Origin of the sequence: Sphingomonas hominis (assembly GCF_013328205.1) — a bacterium.
Taxonomy (GTDB): Bacteria; Pseudomonadota; Alphaproteobacteria; order Sphingomonadales; family Sphingomonadaceae; genus Sphingomonas; species Sphingomonas hominis.
This window is the reverse complement of sequence record NZ_JABULH010000003.1, coordinates 182,009-202,586: the sequence shown is the minus strand read 5'-3', so window position 1 is coordinate 202,586 and position 20,578 is coordinate 182,009. Positions and strand designations below refer to the sequence as shown.

Sequence of the window (20,578 nt, the reverse complement as noted above, 5' to 3'; positions counted from 1 at the left end):
TCAGGCTTCGAGCTCAACGTCCCAGTAAAGCCAATCGCGCCACGTCGCGTGGAGATAATTGGGTGGAAAGCGCCGGCCGTGCTCCTGCAACTGCCAGCTCGTTGGGCGGATCGGCTCGAGGAACAGTGGCATGTGCGCCTGCTTCGGCGTGCGCCCGCCTTTCTTCAAGTTGCAGGGCGAGCAGGCGGTGACGACATTCTCCCACGTGGTCCGCCCCCCTTGCGCGCGCGGGATGACGTGATCGAACGTCAAGTCGCGGCCGTGCCCGCAATATTGGCACGCGAACTTATCGCGCAGGAACAGGTTGAAACGTGTGAAAGCGGGAAATTGCGACGGCCGCACGAACTGCTTGAGCGCGATCACGGACGGCAGCTTGATCGTATGGTTGGGGCTGTGCACCTCGCGCTCGTAATGCGCGACGATGTCGACGCGGTCGAGGAACACTGCCTTGATCGCGGTCTGCCACGGCCAGATGCTCAGGGGATAATAGGATAACGGCGTATAATCGGCGTTCAGCACCAGCGTCGGGCAGGAGTCCGGATGGCGCATCAGATCGGGATGGAACACGTCAGATCCCCCTAGTCATCGCTCAAACCCGCTGTGCCGAGCGGGGATGACCGCATGATGACAGAGGCGGTTTCGCGGTCAACCCCACAGCGGAGCGAGCCAAAGCAGAGCGGCCCGGATGAGGTCGGGGCAGCGACTGGCGACTTGGCGCGACGTGGCTCCGTCTGGCACATGGTGGCTCATCAACCCGCAGCATCCGGACAATATCCATGTCGACCCACTCCGCCCGCCTGTCCTCACTGCGCGAGCAGCTCGCGCACCAGGGCCTCGACGGCTTCGTCGTGCCGCTGACCGATGAGCATATGAGCGAGTACGTCGGCGGCTACGCGCAGCGGCTCGGCTGGCTGACCGGCTTCGGCGGGTCGGCCGGGACCGGCGCGGTGCTGCCCGAGGTGGCGGCGATCTTCACCGATGGCCGCTACACGATCCAGGTGCGCGAGCAGGTGTCCGCGGACGACTGGCAGTACGTCGCAGTGCCCGAGAACAGCGTTGCGGAATGGCTGGTCGGGAACGTCGCTGCGGGCGCGCGCGTCGGTTACGACCCGTGGCTCCACACCCGCGCCTGGGTCGAGGACACGCGCGTGGCACTCGCCGCGGAGGGCGCGACGCTGGTCGCGGTCGACGCCAACCCGATCGACGCGGTGTGGCACGATCGCCCCGCACCCTCGCCCGCGCCGCTGGCAATGCACAGCGACGCCCACGCCGGCGAGACTTCGGCCGCGAAACGCGCGCGCGTCGCCGACTGGCTGAACGAAGTGGGCGCCGACGCAGTCGTCATCCCCGCGCTCGATTCGACCGCCTGGCTGCTCAACGTGCGCGGCGCCGACGTGTCGCGCACGCCGGTCGCGCTCGCCTACACGATCGTCGACGCGGACGGCACCGCCGACCTGTTCGTGGCGCCCGAGAAGATGACCGATGCGGTGCACCAGCACCTCGGCAACGCGGTGCGCGTGCACGACCGCGCGGAGTTCGCGCCCGCGCTCGGCCGCTTCGCGGGCAAGCGCATCGCCATCGACCCGGCGCTCGCGGTTGCCGCGATCTTCGACGCGGTAGAGGCGGGCGGCGGCACCGCGCTGCCGCTGCGAGATCCGACGATTATCCCCAAGGCGACCAAGAACGCGGCTGAGATCGCCGGCCACCGCGCCGCCAGCATCCGCGACGGCGCCGCGCTCACGCGCTTCCTGCGCTGGATCGCGGCGGAGGCGCCCAAGGGCGGGCAGACCGAGCTCTCCGCCGCCGCGCAACTGCAGCGATTCCGCGAGGAAACGGGCGAATTGCGCGACCTGTCGTTCGATGCCATCTCGGCGACCGGTCCGCACGGCGCGATCCCGCACTATCACGTCACCGAAGAGTCGAGCCTCCCGATCGAGCCCGGCCAGCTCTACCTGATCGATTCAGGCGGCCAGTATCTCGACGGCACCACCGACGTGACCCGCGTCGTTCCCATCGGCACGCCCACTGCGGAGATGCGCGACCGCTACACCCGTGTGCTCAAGGGCCATATCGCGCTCGCCACCGCGACCTTCCCGCCGGGCACCAGCGGGCAGCAGCTCGACGCACTCGCGCGCCTGCCGCTCTGGGCCGCCGGGCTCGACTTCGCGCACGGCACCGGACACGGCGTCGGCAGTTTCCTCGCGGTGCACGAGGGGCCGGCGCGGATTGCCAAGCCGACCTACCCCGGCGGCGGCCCGCAGGAGCCGCTGCGCGCCGGCATGATCCTGTCCAACGAACCCGGTTATTACAAAGCAGGCGAGTACGGCATCCGCATCGAGAATCTGCTGCTGGTGGTCGAGCGCGACCTGCCCGGCGGCGAGGCGACCATGCTGGCGTTCGAGACGCTGACGCTCGCCCCGATCGAGCGCGACCTCATCGACGCGGCGCTGCTGTCGCACGAGGAATGCGCCTGGCTCGACGCCTATCACGTCCGTGTAACGGAAACGCTCGGCCCGATATTGCCCGAGGACGATCGCGCCTGGCTGGCGGAGAAATGCGCGCCGATCGCTCCCTGACCGATCCCCACGTCGCCGCTACTCCGGCGTGCGGCGTGGCTCCTCTGGCGGTAGGGCGGAGGCGCCTTCCTCACGCTCGGCGCGCGCCTGCGCCTTGCGGCGGCGCAGATTGGCGCGCAGCTCTTCCGCCAGCCGGGCGGCACGATCGTCACGATGCGTCATGAGCCAACCGCTACCGCGACGATATCGCCTTGACAATCACGCGCCGAACCGCTCTTAGGCGCCCTCCCGTCGCCCACACGACGCGAGTGCTGCCGTAGCTCAGTGGTAGAGCGCATCCTTGGTAAGGCTGAGGTCGTGAGTTCAATCCTCACCGGCAGCACCATTTTTCAATGAGTGAGTTTCCCCTCTGGGGTTCGATCGTGGGCGCTGGTCGCGGTGCGGATAAGCTCAGGACCCATGCAGTCAGCGAGCAGTGTCGGCAAGTCGATCACGCCAACTGCTCGCGCAAGTCGACACTTCTGACCGCGCACATGCTTGAACAACCGGATTATCTCTCCATTTGTGTTGAGCATGAACCATCAAGAATAGATTGAAGTTCGGTAATCTGTCGTCGTGCTCTGGCCTACGGCAGGCCGCGCACTCGTGCCCGCTGCCAACGTTATTCGTAGCTTAAGTCACCCATTACGCTGAGCTACAACCTGCTCGACTTCGGCGTTGCCAAAGCCAAGACGCGGTAGAGCGAAGCCATACGCGACGCGGCGGACGCGGTCTCACGCTTCGGAAATACGCGCACCCATTTAGCTCAGCTAAGTCGTGCAAGGGCAAGCGCTACGTGCGCAGCCCGCCTCAACACCCCGCGGGGCGAGGCCGGCACAGGCACCCTCGTCGATTAGCCAGACATCGAACGCCAGCAACTTTCCACCGCCATGGTTGTCGCGCGAGCTTCGCGCGTTAGCTCAGCCGAGGGTCGGCGGGCTAGCCGGTCGTACCCGCTCGTTCTCGGGAAGCGGGCGGATGCGGAACAGCAGGACGCTGACAGCCAGCGCGATCACGGCCAGCACGATGCAAAAAACGACAACGCCGTGCCATCCACCATACGTCCAACCCATGCCGCCCGCCGAGCCTAGTATGCTGGACCCCATGTAGTAGAAAAATAGATACCAAGCGGCTGCCTGCCCGCGCGCCGCCCCGCCCCGACGCCCGACCCACGCGCTGGCGATCGAGTGCGCGCCGAAGAAGCCGATGGTCACCACTGCGATGCCCGCGATCACCAGCCAGAGCGGCGCAGCGGCGGTGAGTGCGACCCCCACGATTACGAGGGCGGTCGGGATCCAGAAGATGCGCCGTCGCCCGACCCGACCCGCCAGTCCGCCGAACAGGCTCGAACTGATCGATCCGAGAACATAGAGCAGGAACACCGCGCCAACGGCCGCCTGCCCCAGGCCATAGGGGGCTGCGAGCAGATGAAATCCGACGTAATTGTAGATGGTAACGAAGACGCCCATCAGCAGAAAGCTTTCCAGGTAGAGCAGCCGCAACCCGGGATCGCGGAACAAGAGCGCCGCGCCGCGCGGCAGGGCCAGCCAGTCCGCCTCGCTCGCCACGAAGCGGCGTGACGGCGGGGCCAGGCGCCGGAACGCCTCCGCCATGACCAGCCCCGCCAATCCGACCGCCGCCAACGCCCAGCGCCAGTCGGCCGCCGCCGCAACCAGACTGGCGACCAGCCTGCCACCCATGCCGCCCAGCGCGCTGCCGGCGATATACAAACCCATTGCGGAGCCGATCGAGGCGACATCGACCTCCTCGGCCACATAGGCCATCGCTACCGCCGGTACGCCCGCGAGTGCGAGGCCCGCCAGGAAGCGCAAGCCGAGCAGCCCGTACCAGCCCGGTACTACCGCAGCTGCCAGCGTAAGCAATGCCGCCGTCATCATCGCCGCGACCATCAGCGTCCGTCGCCCGAACCGGTCCGACACCGAACCCGCCACCAGAATACCGATGGCCAGCGGCCCAGTTGCGAGGGATACGGCCAGCGACGCCGCCTCCGCACTCAACCGGTAATGGGCTGCCAACAGCGGCAGCAGCGGCTGCACCGCGTAGAGCGTCGAGAAAGTCGCGAACCCCGCGAACAGCATCGCCCATGTCAGGCGGCGGTAGCCGGGTGTTCCGGCGACCAGAGCGGGAGACAGGTTGGTCACGATCGTTCCTTGGTTCGCTCAGCCGCCGGATCTGACACGCTTGTCTAATGGCGCTCACCGGTGCCGGGTACGCCGATGTAGGTAGGAAGCGGCATCGACCTAAGGAGGGTTGCTGCTTCAGCTTTATTCGGCAAGGTCCACCAGCAGCTATTTACGAGGCTTGACCCGCTGCCCGGAGCCAGACGCTTGTTCATTCTACCTTCGTTGGTGTCGGCCGTTAAAGGGACAGAGCCAAGCGAACCGATTGTTGGCAATCGCCCCCGCGTTGTGCCCGGTCCGACTCGCCCTTCATTGTGACGTCGTGGCCGTCAAACGCCCGCTGCGCTCCGACCCCTCCTTCGAGATCGTCGCCGACGATGAAGAGGTTCAGTGCGTGCGGCTGTTGCTGGACCGGGGCGCCGATTACTTTATCCAGGACGAGGAAGACTGATCATGGTTGAAACGACGCGGCGCACGCTTCTTGGGGGATTAGGTGCGACCTTCGGATACGCTGCCCTTCCGGCATTTGCGCAAGACAAGTCCGACAGCGTCTTTCTTCTGAGCTACTTCACCGACCAGGACGAGGGCCGCGATGGGTTGAAGCTGGCACGCAGCGAGGACGGTTTTGTGTTCACCCCGCTCGGCGGCGGGCGCGGTTTCCTGAAACCGCAGGTCGGCCAGGACAAGCTGATGCGCGACCCTCATATCTCACAAGGTCCTGACGGCCTCTGGCATCTGCTATGGACAAGCGACTGGTTCGGCCCGGTGATCGGGCATGCAACCTCGCCCGATCTGGTCCACTGGTCAGCACAGCAGACCATTCCGGTGATGTTTGGTTTCCGCGGCGTCCGGAACAGCTGGGCACCCGAGATGATCTATGATCCAAGAACCCGAGAGTTCATCATCTTCTGGTCGAGCAGCATCGATGGTCGCTATGGTGCCACGCCCGGCGAGCGTTTTGACGGGCTGAAATTACGTCCTTACTTTACCCGCACCCGCGACTTCCGCCGCTTCACGCCGACCCGGCTGTTGTTTGATCCAGGCACTGACTCGATCGACTTCACCATGCTTCGGCTGGAGAATGGTCGTTATCAACTGATCTACAAAGATGAAACCCACGACACCGAACGGCGGCGTTGGCTGGTCACCCGAACGGCGGCCTCTCCGACCGGTCCGTTCGGCCCGGTGAGCAAGCCGTTCACCGTCAGCATGACCGAAGGTTCGACCGCCATCCGGTTGGGTGAACGCTACATCGTCTATTACGACATATACGAACAGGGCCATTTCGGCGCGGCCTCGACGACCGACTTCGTGCATTGGCAGGATGAAACACGACGCGTCCGTTTCCCGGACAAGGCGCGGCACGGCACGGTTGTACGCGTCCCACGCGCCTTCGCCGACGCGATCGCCTAGCAGTGCTCTGGTCGATGGCAAGAGCCTCCAATCACACGCTCTATCCTGAGCGGCGGTGATTACGTGCTTCAACGTCGTCGCGCCGCAGACGGTCGTCGAGGCTGCGGCGTGACATCGACGAGGCTTGCGCCGAGGCGGCGACGTCGCCGCTCGTCTTGTTCGAGGTTCCGGTAATCACCGCCGTTTAAAGCCGCGTACCGTGCATGGGAGGATGCTACGACCGGCGCTTGGCCGAAGCTTGGCAGGCGTTCGTCGCGCGAACCTAACGGTTGAGAAAAGGCCTGGAGCGTCGCGCCTCAGCGTCCACGTCGACGATGCGTTCAGCGGGGCAGCTACGACCGCGAAACATTGCCAACGGTGAGCGAGCTGTTCGACAACAGCAGAGTGCGGCGCTGACCGATGCCGGTTACGCCAGCCCCGGTTGTCTTGCCTTACCAGACCGCTACCGTTTCCGGCCATGCGAGCAGAAAATGACAGGAGAGACAGCGTGGCGACCCGATCCATGACCACCGCCGAACCCGGCGCAGCGCCGAGCACCAGGACGCGGCTGAAATCGATCATCGGTGGGTCGATGGGCAATCTGGTCGAGTGGTTCGACTGGTACGTCTACGCCGCCTTCACGCTGTATTTCGCGCCGCACTTCTTTCCCAGCGACGACCAGACTGCGCAATTGTTGAGCGCCGCAGCGGTGTTCGCGGTCGGCTTCGTCATGCGGCCGGTGGGCGCTTGGGTGATGGGCATCTATTCCGACCGTCACGGGCGCAAGTCGGGGCTGACCTTGTCGGTGTCGCTGATGTGCGTAGGCTCGCTCATCATCGCGCTGACGCCTGGCTATGCCACGATCGGTGTGCTCGCGCCGACGCTGCTGGTGATCGCGCGGTTGATGCAGGGGTTGTCGGTCGGCGGCGAGTATGGCGCGAGTGCCACCTATTTGTCCGAGATGGCGGGCAAGGACCGGCGCGGGTTCTTCTCCTCGTTCCAATATGTCACGCTGATCTCGGGTCAGTTGCTCGCGATCCTGCTGCTGCTCGTCCTGCAGAGCGTGATGGACAAGCCCGCGCTGGAGGAATGGGGCTGGCGTATCCCCTTCGCGGTCGGCGCGGTGCTCGCCGTGGTCGTGTTCCGTCTACGCCGCGGGCTCGCCGAGACGGAGAGTTTCAAGAACGCCCAAGCATCGGGCGCGCCGAAATCGGGTTTTCTCGCGCTGCTGCGCCACCATCCGAAGGTAACCGCCCTGGTCATGCTGTTGACCGCCGGCGGTACGCTCGCCTTCTACGCTTATTCGATCTACATGCAGAAATTCCTGGTCAACACCTCCGGCTTCACCAAGGAAGCGGCGACGCAGATCAACGCGGTCACGTTGTTCGTCTTTATGCTGCTGCAACCGGTTGCCGGTGCGCTCAGCGACAGGATTGGTCGCAAGCCGCTGATGATTGCGTTCGGTGTCTCGGGCGCGCTGTTTACCTACCCGATCTTTTCCGCGCTCGAGCAGACGCGGGACATGTTCACTGCCGGCCTGCTCGTGATGGCCGCGCTGATCATCGTGACGGGCTACACGTCGATCAACGCGGTCGTGAAGGCCGAGATGTTCCCCGCTCACATCCGCGCGCTCGGCGTTGCGCTGCCTTATGCGCTGGCGAACACGATCTTCGGCGGCACGGCTGAATATGTCGCCTTGAAGTTCAAGGCCGCTGGATGGGAGCAAGGTTTCTATGGGTACGTCACCGCGATGATCGGCATCTCATTGATCGTCTACCTGCAGATGCGCGACACGCAACGCGACAGCCTGATCGCCGAGGATTGATGAGCCCGACGCAGTGGTGATGTGGAAAATCTGTCTCTACGAGGACTTGCAGGCACCATACGAATGGTCAGTCATGAACGACTATAAGTGTCGGCAGCGTAGAGACGTTCTTCGCTGACGGCATCGATCGCAGTCTTCATGGCCGCCAGCGATCCGAACTGAAACGTCAGTTGCGATGCGTAAGCCGCGCACATCATGACGCGGGCATCGCGATCCTGGGTGTTCAGATCGTGCCGCAGCACCGGATTGCCATCGGGTCGTGATCGCGCGCGATTGAGGTAGGGCCAATCCTCCCAGAGCAAGACGCTTCGGTCGATTGCGGTCAGTGCGTCGCGAACCAGCCAATGATCCACATGATTGCCGATCGCGAGCGGGCCGAGCAGCACGTCGGGTTCCAGTGCGGCGACCTGCTCAGCCAGCGCGGCAGTGAGCGGGGCCAGCATCGTATCGTCATCGCGCCGGCTTGCGAACAATTCGGGCGCGCTGGCATAGCCGCGGTGCGGCGCCTCCAGTAACGGCAGGTGGATCGCATCGGCACCGATCACCGCGCAGGCGGCCACGTCCTCGGCGCGGCGCAGCGCCATGTAATCGATCTCGGGCGCGAGCCCCTTGTCGAGCTGGCAGGCGAGCGCGAAGCCGGTCGGTTGCGCGACATTGCCGGTAAAGCAGGTGACGATGGTCACGCGGTCTCCAGCCCGCGCCCGTGCGGCGAGCAGGCCGCCGACCGAAAAGGCGGCATCGTCGAGATGCGGCGAGATCGCGACGATGTGGGTCATACCGGGTGCCTCACAGCAGGTGCGGCTCGGCGCGGAAGCGGCACGGCGTGATCGGGATGTGCGGGTCCATGCCGGTCGCGGGCGCGGTGCCGCGCAGGTCCTCGTAGATGCCCGCGATCTGCCGACCCACCGCGTGCCAGCTATAGACTCGGCGACACTCGGCCAGACCCGCCGCGGCGAGGCGCTCGCGCAACGCGCCGTCGGTGACGAGCCGCGACAGCGCTTGGGTTAGCGCGGGCACGTCGCCCGGCTCGACCAACAGGCCGTTCTCGCCGTCGCGGATGCAGTCGGTGACGCCCACCGCGCGGCACGACAGCACCGCCTGCCCGCTCGCCATCGCCTCCAGGATCGTGTTGGAGAAGCCCTCGGCGTAGGTCGGCGAGACGAACACGTCGTGGTCGCGGTAGCGCTCGGGCACGCTGTCATACTCGGCATAGCCGGTGAAGCTGACGCGGTCGCCCAGGTCCAGTTCGGCAGCGAGCGCGTGCGCCGCGTCGACGTCGGGACCGATGCCCGAGATCGTGCAATGCCACTTGCCCGCGACACCCGGCAGCGCGTGGAGCAGGTCGAGCACGCCTTTACGACGATCAACGCGACCGTGGTAGAAGAAGCGGGTAACGCCGTCGTCGCGCCGCGTGTCGGTATATTCCGGGGGCGTGAAGCGATCGGTATCGACCGCGCCGGGGACGATGGTGAAGCGCTCCAGCGGTGTGCCGAGGCGGTCGTGCACCTCCTGCGCGAAGCTCTCGCCGCCGATCAGCAGCGCGCCGGCATGGTCAAGTACGCGCTCCATCGCGATGCGGTGCGTGTCGCAGCACGATCCGACCCAGTGGCCATCGCCACCCTGGATTGAGACTACGCAGGGCACGCCGAGGCGCTGCGCGGCAAGCAGGGTCGCCCAGCCGGTCGGGTAGCCATATTGTGCGTGGAGCACGTCGAACGGGGCGCGCGCGTGCTCCGCCGCGATCGTCTCGATCATCGCATCGACGTCGCGCTCGAACTCGCCACTTGCCTGCTCGCCGAGCGCCTCAAGCCCAATGACGCGGACACCCTCGACCGGCGGAGGCGGGCCGCCGCCGTAGACTTTGGCGCGCTCAGGGTCGCCGTAGAACTGGCTCACCATCGTCACGTCGTGCCCCTGCGCCACCAACTGCCGCAGCAGGTTGATCGCGTAGATTGACATGCCCGAGATCGCCGGGAAGAACCGCCGCGAGACGAAGCAGATTCTCACCGGGCGAGGTTCCTGAGGTACGCGATCGACTCCGGGATTGCGGCGTGCGCGCGCGGGCTCTCGCGCGATAATTCGACACAGACCAGGCGGGTGAAGCCGATTTCGTTGAGTGCATTCAGCACCACGGGCATGTCCATGTCGCCTTGCCCGAACGGCAGATGGGTGTGGTCGCCGCGGCGCATGTCCTCGATCGCGACGGTGCCGAGGCGGGACGCGTAGCGGCGGATCGCGTCGGCGGGCTCGATATCCTCGGTGACGAGACAATGCCCGGTGTCGAGCGCGAGCCGCAGCCGCGGGTGGCGTTGAACGAGCGTGTCGTAATCGGCGACGGTCTCGATGAGCATGCCAGGCTCGGGCTCGAAGCTCGCGTCGATGCCGACCGCCTCGGCGTGGTCGAGCACCTGTTCGAGTCCTTCGTTCATCCACGCGCGCGCCTGCGCGTGGTCCACGTCGGGCTTAGGCACGCCGGCCCAAAAGGACACCGTCTCGCTGCCGAGCCGCGCCGCCACGTCGAGCGCGCGGTTGAGGAAGGCGACGCGGCGCGCACGGCCCTCTGCGTCGGGAGTGATGAGCGTCGGTTCATGCTTCTGCCGCGGGTCGAGCAGGTAACGTGCACCAGTCTCGACCACGCTACCCAGGCCGAGATCGCCGAGCAGCCGCGCGACACGGTCGCACTCCTGCTCCCAGCGATCGGCGAACGGATCGAGGTGGTGGTGGTCGAGCGTCAGCGCGACGCCGGCGTAGCCCGCATCGGCGATCAGCCGCAGCGCGTCATAGAGCCGGTGGTTGGCCGCGCCGTTGGTGTTGTAGGCGTAGCGCAGCGTCATGCCTCAACCTTCCCAACGTCCTTCCACGCGACGTGATGCGCCTCGGGCTCGCGGTAGAGCGGGTAGAGCGGACCGACGAGCCGGTCCGCGGCCTCGGTGTCGAACAGCGGGTGGCCGAGCCGCTCGGCATCGGCTTCCGGCAGCCGGATGCGCTGCAAGGCCGCGCCTTCCTCGCCGAACTGGATCAGCGGTGAGTCCATCGCGAGCAGCTTCTCGGTGTTGCGCGTGCCGATACGGTAATAGCTCATCGTCTCGACTTCCATGCCGGGCACGATGACCTTGACGACCGTAACCGAACGATCGGCAGGAGACATGTCGACGTAAAGCACGTCGAACCCGGCCGCCTCGACCGCGGCGCGCGCGGTGCGGGCGCGTGCGTGGCCGTCGGGCGCAGGCTGCGTCGGCAGGTCGGAGAAGCGGTGCGACGACCGCTCGGCGAGCACGTTGTCGGCGAGCCAGCCACGCAGTTCGCCCGCGCCGCGGCCAGTCCAGTCGCGCATGGCATCGAAAGCGCGGCGGTCGCTCGATTTAGCGGCACCGCCCGCCTGCGCCATGAAGCGCGCGACGTAACCCTCGGGCGCGACCTGCGCGACGAGGTCGGCCGGCCCGTGCGCGAACGCCTTTCGCGCGCGGCTGGCGGCGAATTCGGTCAGACATTTGTCGAGCGCGGCGGTGCGGTCGGCGTGGCACGCCTCACCGCAGGCGGTGACCATGATCGGCGCCGCGGGCTCGCCGCGTTCGTCGACACCGGCGCAATAGAGGTTGGGCAGACCGTATTGATCGGTCGCGAACTTCGGGATCGCACGGATACCGGCCGCGTCGAAGCGATCGAGGATCGCGCGCGTCGAGGCGGGCAGCTCGCCGTCGAGCTCCAGCGTCACGCCGCGATCGAGCGCGCGGAATAGCAGGCCGTTGCCGTCGCGCTGCAGAATCTCGCACAGCCCATGCCCGATCGCCCAGTCGAGGTCGGGACCGGCGCCCATCCCGTTCGAGATGATCGTCGTGAACGGCTGGTATCCGGGGGTGAGTTCCTTGGAGGAATAAGCCGCGAGGTCGATCGGCACGAGCACGGTCGACCCGTCACGCCAGCGCTTTGCCTCGACCCATTCCAGCACCGTGTTATGATCGACCGGCGAGCCTGCGGGCAGGCAGAGCGTGAACGGATCGGCGACTGCGTTTGCGCCCAGCGATCGGACAAGTTCGGCATAGCTGCCGCGCGTCTTGGTTCGCGCGCCCAGCGTCAGCGTCGGCCATACCATCTCGGCGATCTCGCCGAGGCCACCGAGCACCGCCGCCTCGTCGGTCGCGCCGTAGCCGACGCCGTAGGGCATGATCCCCGACAGTGCCTCGTCCTCCGGGAACAGTGCGACGACCCACACGGGGAGCCCAAGCCGATCGAGCGGATGGATCGGAAAGGCGACCACGTCGCCCTTCGGGAAGGCGTCGAGGTAGCCGCGGGCGGCGTCGCCGAGCCCGGTGGGAAGCCCGCCGCTCACAGGCTGATCCGCCGCACGCCGGGTGCGCGCGCGAGGCCGTCGTCGAGCGCGGCGAGCGCGACCGCGCGGTTCACCTCGGGCGCGTACTCGAACGGGGTCAAGACCGCGTCGAAGTCGAGCGGGGCGATGACGTCGCGGTAGCGACGAAGCTCGGCATGGGTCAGCGGAATATCCTTGTGAAAGGCCTTGTGGCTGGAAATCGCGTGGCTGCGGCCGTCGGCGTCCTGGTCGATCTTGAACATGTCGCCGCAGAACAGGCGTCGGCCGGGTGCGTCGTGGAGCGCCGCCTGCCCCTCGTAATGCCCGCCGACGTGGTGGAGCGTGTAGCCGGGCGCGAGTTCGAGCGTGTCGTCGAACGGCGCGGTGACGCGGAACGCCTTGGTCATCTTCAGATCGTCGCGCTGGATCGCGACGATCGCGGGATCGAAGCGGCGCTGGAGCTGGAACAACGCGCCGTAACCGTGTGCGTGGCTCGCCGACAGGTAGGCGATTCCGCCGAGCTGCTCGATCCGGTCGAGCATCGTGTCCGTATAGAAAGGCGCAGCCTCGAACGCGATGTTGCCGCCGTCACGCACGATCAGCCAACCGGTGCCCGCGAGCCCTAGCGCGGGACTGGTGGTGAACGCCCACAACCCCGGCGCCACCTCGCGCGCCGCGCCGTCGTGGGTGGCCGCGACATCGGCCTTGGGTAGGAAGTGCCAGCCGTCCTCGGGCAAGTCGTTGCGCACGTCGGTGCAGACGGGGCAGTCGGGCGGCGCGAAATGCTTCTGCCAGAAGCCGCAATTGGCGCAGGCGAACCAGGTCAGAGCCATCGGCGAGCCTCCGTGTAGGCGCGGTCGAACAATTGCATCAGCGCCAGATCGCGCGGCATCGAGAAATCGTGCGGCTCACCGCGCGCGGCGCGCATGAACGCGGCCGCCTGCGCGGCGAAAGGCGAGGTCGCGGTGTCGAAGGCAATCGCGCTTTCCTCGCCGGTGCTGCCGCAGCGGCGCACCAGCGTGCCGCCCGCGGTCTGCCCCATCGTGTCGGTGGCGACGAGCAACCCACGCTCCCCCAGCACCTCGAGCCGGCGGCGCGGCAGCACCTCGGCGCAATTGTACGCGACGTGGCTCTGGAACAGCACGCCCGACGCGGTGCGCCCGCTCAGCATCCCGCCGTCATCGACCGGATAGTCGTGGATGCGGCGCTGGAGCTGGATGGACAAATCGGCGAGCGGTTCGCCGAGCAAGCGCTCCGACAGGTCGAGGCCGTGGAGCGCGAGGTCGATCACCGCGCCGCCCCCTGCCCTGACCGGATCGGCGCGCCAATTGTCGTGTTCGCCGCCGTCCGGCGTCCAGGCCGGATCGACCCAGCAGGCATAGACGATCCGCACAGCGACCGGTCGCCCGATCGTGCCGGCCGCGATCGCCTCGGCCATGGCCACGTGCGCAGGATGGTGACGCTGGTCGAATGCGGTGCCGTAGAGCGTGTCCCCGAGCGACGCGGCCATCGCCTCGGCCTGCTGCACGGTAGCCGCGATCGGCTTCTCGCACAGCACCGGCACGCCTGCGGCGGCGCAGGCGGCAACGGGGCCGGCGTGCGCGTCATTGGGGGTCGCAACGTAGACGAGGTCGCATGCCTGCGCTGACAGCATCTCCTCGACGCTGGCAAACGCCGCGAGCCCATTGGCCTCGGCGCGCGCGCGTGAGGCGGGCGACGGGTCGGCGACCGCGGTCACCACGCCGCCCGCCGCGGCGATGCCGGGCGCCATGTAATCGCGCGCGACCCAGCCGTAGCCGACGATCCCCCAGCGCGGCGCGTCGGCCATCACCACCGCTCCGGCAGGTCGACCACGCGACGCAACCGCACGTCGTCGGCGTCGAACCGCAGTGCGTCGTCGGACAGCGCCCAGAAACACCCGGCGGCATATTCGTCGCGGTAGCGCGGCGACGGCCACTCGACCTCGCCGTCGTCGCCGATCAGCGGGTTCCGGCGCAGCGTCGCGCCCTCGGCGGGCATCGCCACGCCGCCGGTGATCGCGCGCGGCTCGCCTCCGCCCTCGACCAGCGACCATGCCTCGATCACCGGGGCGTCGCGCCAGTCGGTCGTGGGCGGTGCGGTCTGTTTCATTAGCGCACAGAGCAAGGCGCGCTCGTCGTGAACCTGCGCGGTCGGGAACAGCGCGTGCCACTCCGCGCCCGAACGTGCCGGCCCCTTGGCGCCGCCCGCGACACCCACATTGTGCAAGTGACTGACCGCGAGCACGCCACCCGGCGCCGTCGCGTCGCGCAGCCGCTCGGCGACGCGCGGCTGGTCGGGTAGGAAGTAGAAAGCGTCGTGACACATTACGAGGTCGAAACGTTGTTCCGCGACCGGCCACGCAGCGGCGGCATCGAACACGACGTAATCGGCCGCGGGCGCGACCCAGTGTTTCGCCAGCCAGCATTTGGCGAACACCACGTCGGCGCCGAGGCACGCGACACCGGCACGTGTCAGTTCGCGCAGGTAGTGTCCGATCCCGCAGGCGAGCTCGAACGCGGTGCTCGGCTGTGTCCAATGCGCCTCGATCAGCGCGAGCCCGGCGAGATAGGTCGGATCGCTCCAGCGGTAGGCGAAATAATCTGCCACCGGCCCCATGCGCAGCAAGGCCATCGCCTCGCGCAACGTCAGCGCGTCGCGCTCACGCACCAGCCGCTTGAGCTCAGTCAGATCGGTCGCCGGGCCGGTCCACCACGCGTCCTGATCGGTCAACAGCGCGACCAGCGCGTCGTCGGGGCAGCCCGCGTCGAGATGGTCGAGCGCGACCGCGACCAGCCCCTCGCTCTCGATCCGCAGATAGGGAATGCCGTCGACCACCGGCCAGCGCTCGCCGATCGCGGCGAGCGAGTACGGCGTGTCGTGGACGAGCACACGCCCGGTGAGCGGCGAGCGCCAGCGGCTCGCCGGCGCGCTCACATCAACCCCGCGTCGAGCAGGATACGATCGTGGAACGCCTTGACCGGGCCGTCGTGGACGAGCCCGTAATCGCCCAGCACCACCTGCATCGTCAGGCGGGCGGCGCGGGTGTGCTGCTCGATCTCCAGCACGCGGTCGAGCACGTCGGCGACGTGGAATGCGCGCGCCTCGGGTGTCTCGTCACCACCGATCGGGGCGAGTGCGTCGCCGATGACGCGCGCCAAGTCGGGTGCGAGCTCCACCATGCTTGCCGCGCGCGCGTGCGCGATCGCAGTGTCGAGCGCGTCGCCCAGCAGCATTTCGCCCGAATAGCCGCTGTCGGGCATGTCGGCGTTGTGGAAATGATGCGCCATGCCGGCAAGGAAGACCGGCACCGGGTCGGCACCGTGCCACGCGCTCGCCAGCACGCCGTAGACCGCGACCATCAGGCAATGCTCGGCGTGGTTTTCGGGCGGTTGCAGCATGATGCGCGGCTGGCCCGGACAGGTGACGCCCGCGCGCGGTTGCCGCGCGAGCTTGCCGACGAATGCGGGCGTATCGCCGAGTGCCGGGCGCCCGAGCGGCAGTGCTGCACGCAAGCGCGCGTGGAGCGACGGCGCGACCTGGTCCGCGATCTCGTCGAACGCGCGTTCCAGCACCGCGATCGCCTGATCGCCGATGCCGAGTGCGTTCATCGCCGCCAGATCGAGGTCGCCGAGCCGTGCGGAGACGAGCGCCGCGGCGGTGACGCGCATCGTTACCTCGGCGGGATCGTCACCGCGCACCAGCGCAGCCCAGCCGGCGGCGAACAACCGCTCCGCGATCGACCCCGACGCGGCGGCCGATCGGACGCGTTTCAGGTCACCCAGTTCGCGCAGGAACGGCAAGGCGGCCGGGGTCAGCCCCGGCGCCTCGGCCGCGATCATCTCCAGCACTGGCGCGTCGGTCACGCGCCCTTGCCGTCGAGCCAATTGTCGAGGATCAGCTGCTGCTCGGGCACGCCGTGGACCGGGTCATAGTCGCCACGCGTCTGCGGCAGCTTGAAGAACAGCCCCATCTGCTCCTGCACGCCACCTTCACCGCGCTGTTTCGCCAGATCGAGGCAGCGCGCGATCTCGATTGCGAGCGGCGCTGCCAGGATCGAGTCCTTGCACAGGAAATTGAGCTTCAACTGCATCTTCTGACCCATAAACCCGGTCAGGTCGATGTTGTCCCACGCTTCCTTGTCGTCGCCACGCGGCTTGTAATAATGGATCATGATGATGTGATCCTCGACCGGATAGCCGAGGATCTGGTTGAGCACGCTCTTCTTCGTACCCAGCTTCGACTGCAGCGACTTCGGATCGTCGAGCGCCAGGCCATCGGAGTTGCCGAGGATGTTGGTCGAGAACCAACCGTCGACGTGAAGCGCGCGGTCGCGCAGCGCGGGCGCGATCACCGTCTTCATGAACGTCTGCCCGGTCTTGCCGTCCTTGCCGGCGACCGGCACGTTGCGCTCGGCGGCGAACTCGGCGAGCGGCGCGACGTCGGCGGCGACCGAGGGCGTGAAATTGGCGTAGGGCGTGCCCGAGTCGATCGCGGCATAAGCGTAGAGCATCGCCGGGCTGATCGCGGCATCGTCGCTGTCCAGCCCCTGCTCGAACGCGTCACGCGATTGCAGCGCGCTGTCGTCGCCGGGCTTGCGCTCGGTCGAGGCCAGGTTGACGACCACGACACGGTCGAGCTTCTTCTCTTCTTTGAAGCGCGCCAAGTCGGCCTGGATCTGTTGAATGGCGGCGCGGTGGCCGCCGCCCAGCTTGTTGGTGCCATCGATGTTGGCGCAGTAACCGGTCGAGCCCGCCGCCTTCCACGGGCGCATGTCGTTCAGCACGGCCGCGCCGTCGGCCAGTTCCTTGTCGCCGATCACGCCGTGGCGCAGCGCGCACGCGCCCAGCGTCTCGTCGGCGAGATCCCAGCCGCCGAATTCCAGATCGCGGTAGGCGACCATGCCCGACACGTCGCGGTCGGCGAGCGGCAGACCGTCGAGGCTGTTCGAGCCCGCCTTGATCATCTCGATCCCCGCAATCGCGGTGGTCGCCACCGCGCCGCCGACGCCGACGATCGCTACGCCTAACCGTTCTGCCATTTTCAAACCCCCTTGAGCCCACGCGGGCTCTGTCGGGAAGTCAAAATCGTCAGCGATCGATGGGTTCAGCGATCACGAACGGCGAGTGCGAAAAAAGTTCCCGGGAATGACATAAGTTATCTCGAAGATCGTAGGCGATAACCTATGTCACTGTTTCGCAGTGTCCGTCGGCTCGGGCGTGCCCGTCGGCGGCAGCCAGTCGGTCGCGATCGCGCCGTGGCGATCGGTGAAGTTGACCAGTTCGGCCAGCTTCTCGACGTGGGTGATGCGGATCAGGCGACCGTCACGCTCGACCAGTCCGGTCGCCTCCAGCGCCTTCAACGAGCGATTGACGTGCGTCTTGGTCAAACCCACCGCGTCGCCCAGGTCCTGCTGCGTCAACGGCAGCTCGAACGAGGACCCACGCAGGTCGTCGACCACGCGCAGCCGCGATCGGATGTCGAGCAGCAAGGTGGCGATGCGCGCAACGCCGTCGGTGCGCCCCATCGAGGTCAGCCGGTCCGCCATCGCGACCTGTTCCGCGGTGACGACCGCGAACAACAAGGCGCCGAGCCGCGGATGGCTACGGAACAGGCGTCCGAACACATTCTTGGGCACTTCGAACAAGGTCACGTCGCTGACCGCCTGCAGCGTCGCGGCACTATAGCCCCAGGCGAGCGACAAGGTGGTGGTGATGTCGCCGACGAAATAAAAGCGCTGGATTTGCCGATCGCCGCTCGGCAGCTTGACCGAGCCGTGCAGCCAGCCGCTCGACACGATAAACAGCGTGTCCGTGCTCTGCCCTTCGGACAAGATGATCTCGCCCGCGCGGTAGCTGCGCTCGCGCCGCTCGAGCCAGCGCAGCGCCTCACGCTCCGAGAAGGTCAAGGCGAGATGGTAGGAAAGACGCGCTTCGAGCGGGCTATCAGACATGGTGGGTGGTGAACCGGAAGTGGTGATCGCTTACCAGCGGTCTAGCGAAGATGCCGCCGATTTGAAGGCGGCACCTGCGCGTGACCCGTCCCACGCACGTGCCTTTGGTGCCGTAGCGGACGCGTGAATCTGCGATCAATCATCGCGGTGATCGGCTCGCCCGCACCATCTCCTCGGTCCAGCGCAGTAGCATGTTGGTGTAGATCCGCTGGTGCTTGGGATCGCGCATCGCGTGGGTGGCGCCCGGGATGATGCGATGGCTGAGCGAGCTGGCGCGTCGGAAAGCCGCCTGGAACGATATCATCGCCTCTCGCGGGATTTGCTCGTCGCGCTCCGACTCGACCAGCAGGACATCGCCCTCGAATGCGGCGCAGGCAGCGAGCGCACGGTCGTTCTCCGCGGTCTGCGGTTGCGCCCGATATGCCCGCACGGCATCCTTGTCGAGCTTCGCCTTCGGCGTATCCCAGTCCGTGTCCGGGTACAGCGCCGGCACCCTGAGCGCCAACCAGCGGATCGGCCGTTCGCTGGTCAGCAGCGTCGACAGATAGCCGCCGTAGCTGGTGCCGATCACGCCGATGGCGGCACGGTCGATCATCGGCTGCGAGGCGAGGTAATCATAAGCGGCGAGCACGTCGTCCAGGCTGTTCTGCCGCGTCACCTCGTCCTTGTCTGCATCGCTGCCGGCGTGGCCGCGCAGGTCGAAGGTGAAGCAAATGCACCCGAGCCGTGCCAATTCCTCGGCTTGGCCCAAATCCTCGTCCTGGTCACCGCCCCAGCCGTGCACGAATAGGAAGCCCGGCACGGGCGCCTCGGGCTGCAACAGCGTGCCGCTGACCTTCTGTCCCGCGACGTCGAGCGTTACCTTGCCCTCATCCACCGTGGTGAGATCGTTCACGCCAGCCGCACCGCATATTTCGTCATCGCGCCGACGACCGGATCGACGCCGGAGAAGTACACGGTCGCGCCGACCGGTGGCGTTACCTCCGCATAAATCTCGACCGTCGAGCAGCGCACCGCCGCGCAATCGGGATCGTCGGCGAACGCCTCGAACGCGGCGATCTCGGCACCGCTCGCGCCACCGACGCGCCAGGATTGTTCCAGCACGCCGATGCGGCGGCGACCGCTGGCGTCGGTGACCTCGATCACGTCGTAATTGCGCCGGGTCAGGATCATGTCGGGATAGGCGGCGTGCGCGGCGGCATCGAAGATCGTCGCACATTCCACCGCGCGCGCGATCGAGGGCGGCAGGTCGATCGCCGCCAGTGCGGCCAGGTCGCCGCGCACCACGAACAGGTCCGACCCGCCGTACACTTCTCGGCCCTGATGATCAGTCGTCAGGTTCTGACTGCCCCAATAGCTGATGGTCCGGCCGGCGAGCTCGACCGACCCGACGCTGTAGGTGACGACATCGGTAAGGTTCTCCTCCAGCACGAGACCGCATTCGGCGAGCGTGCCGGCATCTTCCCGCGCCAATGCCGCTTCCAGTTCGGCGCGGGTTCGTACCACGTGCTGCCCGAGCCCGGCCTTGGCGCACACGTCCTTGAGACGGACGGGACCGCGTGCCAGCAACGCGTCACCCGCCGCCAGCGCATCTTCGTGGCTGAAGGCGGTGAAGCCGTGTAGCGCCGCATCGCCCATCACGGTCGCCATCATGTCGGACCACGCGACCGGCCGGCTGGCAGCAGCGTGGACCAGCCCATGGGTGATCGCCTTGGTGCCAACGAACGCTGCCGGGACGACACCGCCGAGGATGTGCTCGCGCTCGGTCACGCCGGCCATGCGCGCGATAGTCTGATCGATCGTGTCGCCGGGGATCAGCAGGATGTTCGCCGCGCCGACGCGGTCAACCGTGTCCAGCACCGGCACGCCGCACAACGCCGCCACCCGCTTCAACAAGACCGCTCGCGAGACGCGGTCATGAAGGTTGCCCGACGAGGCCAGCGGGTCGACGAACGCGGCGACACCGTCGAGCGGTGCGGTGCCGAATACCACCGCCGGCGGCAGAGGCTGCGACGCAGTATTGGCAGCGACGATGTTGATCATGCCCGTTCACCCGAGAGAGGATGTTGGCACAACGCCGCCCTGATCGACGTTGTTCAGCGGCGGTTCAAACTTTGGGAAGCGAAACGATCCTGGATGTTTGCCGCTCGTTTGATTGCAATTACTGAGCGTGAGGGTCAGATCGTCTCCGGCTCTTAAACGAACACCAGCACTCGCGGCTGGCGTAGTGACGACGCGGTCACGCCAACCCTCTCCCAGCTCAATACTCGCGTGTGCGGGAGCATCTTACAGCCGGGCGCTCAGCGCTCGTCCTCTACGAAGACGCGGTTGGCGCGTCCGGCGTCACACTGCTCCCGAAGCGCACGATAACCGTTGGTGACTCCG

Annotated in this window: 19 protein-coding genes and 1 tRNA gene; 5 read left to right on the top strand and 15 right to left on the bottom strand. The window is 66.9% G+C overall.

All coding sequences use genetic code 11. The features are described 5' to 3' along the window. Window positions 1–567, bottom strand: coding sequence for an HNH endonuclease (locus HRV97_RS09360; RefSeq protein WP_174193997.1), 567 nt, complete (start codon window positions 565–567; stop codon window positions 1–3). A gap of 209 nt (window positions 568–776) precedes the next feature. Between HRV97_RS09360 and HRV97_RS09355 the strand changes: the two genes are divergently transcribed. Next, window positions 777–2,576: an aminopeptidase P family protein gene (locus HRV97_RS09355; RefSeq protein ID WP_174193996.1), complete on the top strand. Its 1,800-nt coding sequence runs from the start codon at window positions 777–779 to the stop codon at window positions 2,574–2,576. Between the two features lie 18 nt (window positions 2,577–2,594). Here the strand turns inward: HRV97_RS09355 and HRV97_RS09350 are convergent, their stop codons facing one another. Beyond that, window positions 2,595–2,738, bottom strand: a complete 144-nt coding sequence (locus HRV97_RS09350; RefSeq protein WP_174193995.1) for a hypothetical protein — start codon at window positions 2,736–2,738, stop codon at window positions 2,595–2,597. Window positions 2,739–2,826: 88 nt separating this feature from the next. Between HRV97_RS09350 and HRV97_RS09345 the strand changes: the two genes are divergently transcribed. After that, window positions 2,827–2,901: transfer RNA gene (locus HRV97_RS09345), tRNA-Thr, on the top strand. 574 nt (window positions 2,902–3,475) lie between these two features. Here the strand turns inward: HRV97_RS09345 and HRV97_RS09340 are convergent. After that, on the bottom strand, window positions 3,476–4,717 hold the full coding sequence (locus tag HRV97_RS09340) for an MFS transporter (RefSeq protein ID WP_343044475.1): 1,242 nt from the start codon (window positions 4,715–4,717) through the stop codon (window positions 3,476–3,478). 301 nt (window positions 4,718–5,018) lie between these two features. Here HRV97_RS09340 and HRV97_RS17660 point away from each other — a divergent pair, with 301 nt between their 5' ends. From HRV97_RS17660 to HRV97_RS09330, 3 genes are all read left to right on the top strand, one after another. Beyond that, complete coding sequence (locus tag HRV97_RS17660) at window positions 5,019–5,147, top strand: hypothetical protein (protein ID WP_281356799.1); 129 nt, start codon at window positions 5,019–5,021, stop codon at window positions 5,145–5,147. A gap of 2 nt (window positions 5,148–5,149) precedes the next feature. Next, window positions 5,150–6,109: a glycoside hydrolase family 43 protein gene (locus HRV97_RS09335; protein WP_174193994.1), complete on the top strand. Its 960-nt coding sequence runs from the start codon at window positions 5,150–5,152 to the stop codon at window positions 6,107–6,109. A gap of 502 nt (window positions 6,110–6,611) precedes the next feature. After that, a complete protein-coding gene (locus HRV97_RS09330; RefSeq protein ID WP_174194150.1) occupies window positions 6,612–7,913 on the top strand; it encodes an MFS transporter in 1,302 nt (433 codons plus the stop codon). Window positions 7,914–7,984: 71 nt separating this feature from the next. On the opposite strand, the gene HRV97_RS09325 is transcribed toward HRV97_RS09330, so the two are convergent. The 12 genes from HRV97_RS09325 to HRV97_RS09270 form a co-directional block, all read right to left on the bottom strand. Next, window positions 7,985–8,689: a PIG-L deacetylase family protein gene (locus HRV97_RS09325; RefSeq protein ID WP_174193993.1), complete on the bottom strand. Its 705-nt coding sequence runs from the start codon at window positions 8,687–8,689 to the stop codon at window positions 7,985–7,987. Between the two features lie 10 nt (window positions 8,690–8,699). After that, window positions 8,700–9,920 carry a glycosyltransferase gene (locus tag HRV97_RS09320; RefSeq protein ID WP_174193992.1) on the bottom strand — a complete coding sequence of 407 codons (1,221 nt, stop codon included), beginning with the start codon at window positions 9,918–9,920 and terminating at the stop codon, window positions 8,700–8,702. After that, window positions 9,917–10,747 carry a sugar phosphate isomerase/epimerase family protein gene (locus HRV97_RS09315; RefSeq protein ID WP_174193991.1) on the bottom strand — a complete coding sequence of 277 codons (831 nt, stop codon included), beginning with the start codon at window positions 10,745–10,747 and terminating at the stop codon, window positions 9,917–9,919. The genes HRV97_RS09320 and HRV97_RS09315 overlap by 4 nt, the downstream gene beginning before the upstream one ends. Then, window positions 10,744–12,243 (bottom strand): YcaO-like family protein, encoded by a 1,500-nt coding sequence (locus HRV97_RS09310; protein WP_174193990.1) that lies wholly within the window; start codon window positions 12,241–12,243, stop codon window positions 10,744–10,746. The genes HRV97_RS09315 and HRV97_RS09310 overlap by 4 nt, the downstream gene beginning before the upstream one ends. Beyond that, entirely contained in the window at window positions 12,240–13,055 is an 816-nt protein-coding gene (locus HRV97_RS09305) for an MBL fold metallo-hydrolase (protein WP_174193989.1), read from the bottom strand. The genes HRV97_RS09310 and HRV97_RS09305 overlap by 4 nt, the downstream gene beginning before the upstream one ends. Further along, a complete protein-coding gene (locus tag HRV97_RS09300; RefSeq protein WP_174193988.1) occupies window positions 13,046–14,050 on the bottom strand; it encodes a Gfo/Idh/MocA family protein in 1,005 nt (334 codons plus the stop codon). Before HRV97_RS09300 ends, HRV97_RS09305 begins: the two co-directional genes overlap by 10 nt. Further along, entirely contained in the window at window positions 14,050–15,177 is a 1,128-nt protein-coding gene (locus tag HRV97_RS09295; RefSeq protein ID WP_223176723.1) for a class I SAM-dependent methyltransferase, read from the bottom strand. The genes HRV97_RS09300 and HRV97_RS09295 overlap by 1 nt, the downstream gene beginning before the upstream one ends. Then, the gene (locus HRV97_RS09290; RefSeq protein ID WP_343044474.1) at window positions 15,174–16,106 is read right to left on the bottom strand and encodes an HD domain-containing protein; all 933 of its coding nucleotides are present in this window, start codon (window positions 16,104–16,106) and stop codon (window positions 15,174–15,176) included. The genes HRV97_RS09295 and HRV97_RS09290 overlap by 4 nt, the downstream gene beginning before the upstream one ends. Beyond that, window positions 16,103–17,281: an inositol-3-phosphate synthase gene (locus HRV97_RS09285; RefSeq protein ID WP_174193987.1), complete on the bottom strand. Its 1,179-nt coding sequence runs from the start codon at window positions 17,279–17,281 to the stop codon at window positions 16,103–16,105. The genes HRV97_RS09290 and HRV97_RS09285 overlap by 4 nt, the downstream gene beginning before the upstream one ends. 147 nt (window positions 17,282–17,428) lie before the next feature. After that, a complete protein-coding gene (locus HRV97_RS09280) occupies window positions 17,429–18,193 on the bottom strand; it encodes a Crp/Fnr family transcriptional regulator (protein ID WP_174193986.1) in 765 nt (254 codons plus the stop codon). A 139-nt stretch (window positions 18,194–18,332) separates the two neighbouring features. Continuing rightward, window positions 18,333–19,088, bottom strand: coding sequence for an alpha/beta hydrolase family protein (locus tag HRV97_RS09275; protein WP_343044473.1), 756 nt, complete (start codon window positions 19,086–19,088; stop codon window positions 18,333–18,335). Beyond that, window positions 19,085–20,236 (bottom strand): DUF3182 family protein, encoded by a 1,152-nt coding sequence (locus HRV97_RS09270; protein WP_174193985.1) that lies wholly within the window; start codon window positions 20,234–20,236, stop codon window positions 19,085–19,087. Before HRV97_RS09270 ends, HRV97_RS09275 begins: the two co-directional genes overlap by 4 nt. Window positions 20,237–20,578 lie beyond the last annotated feature (342 nt).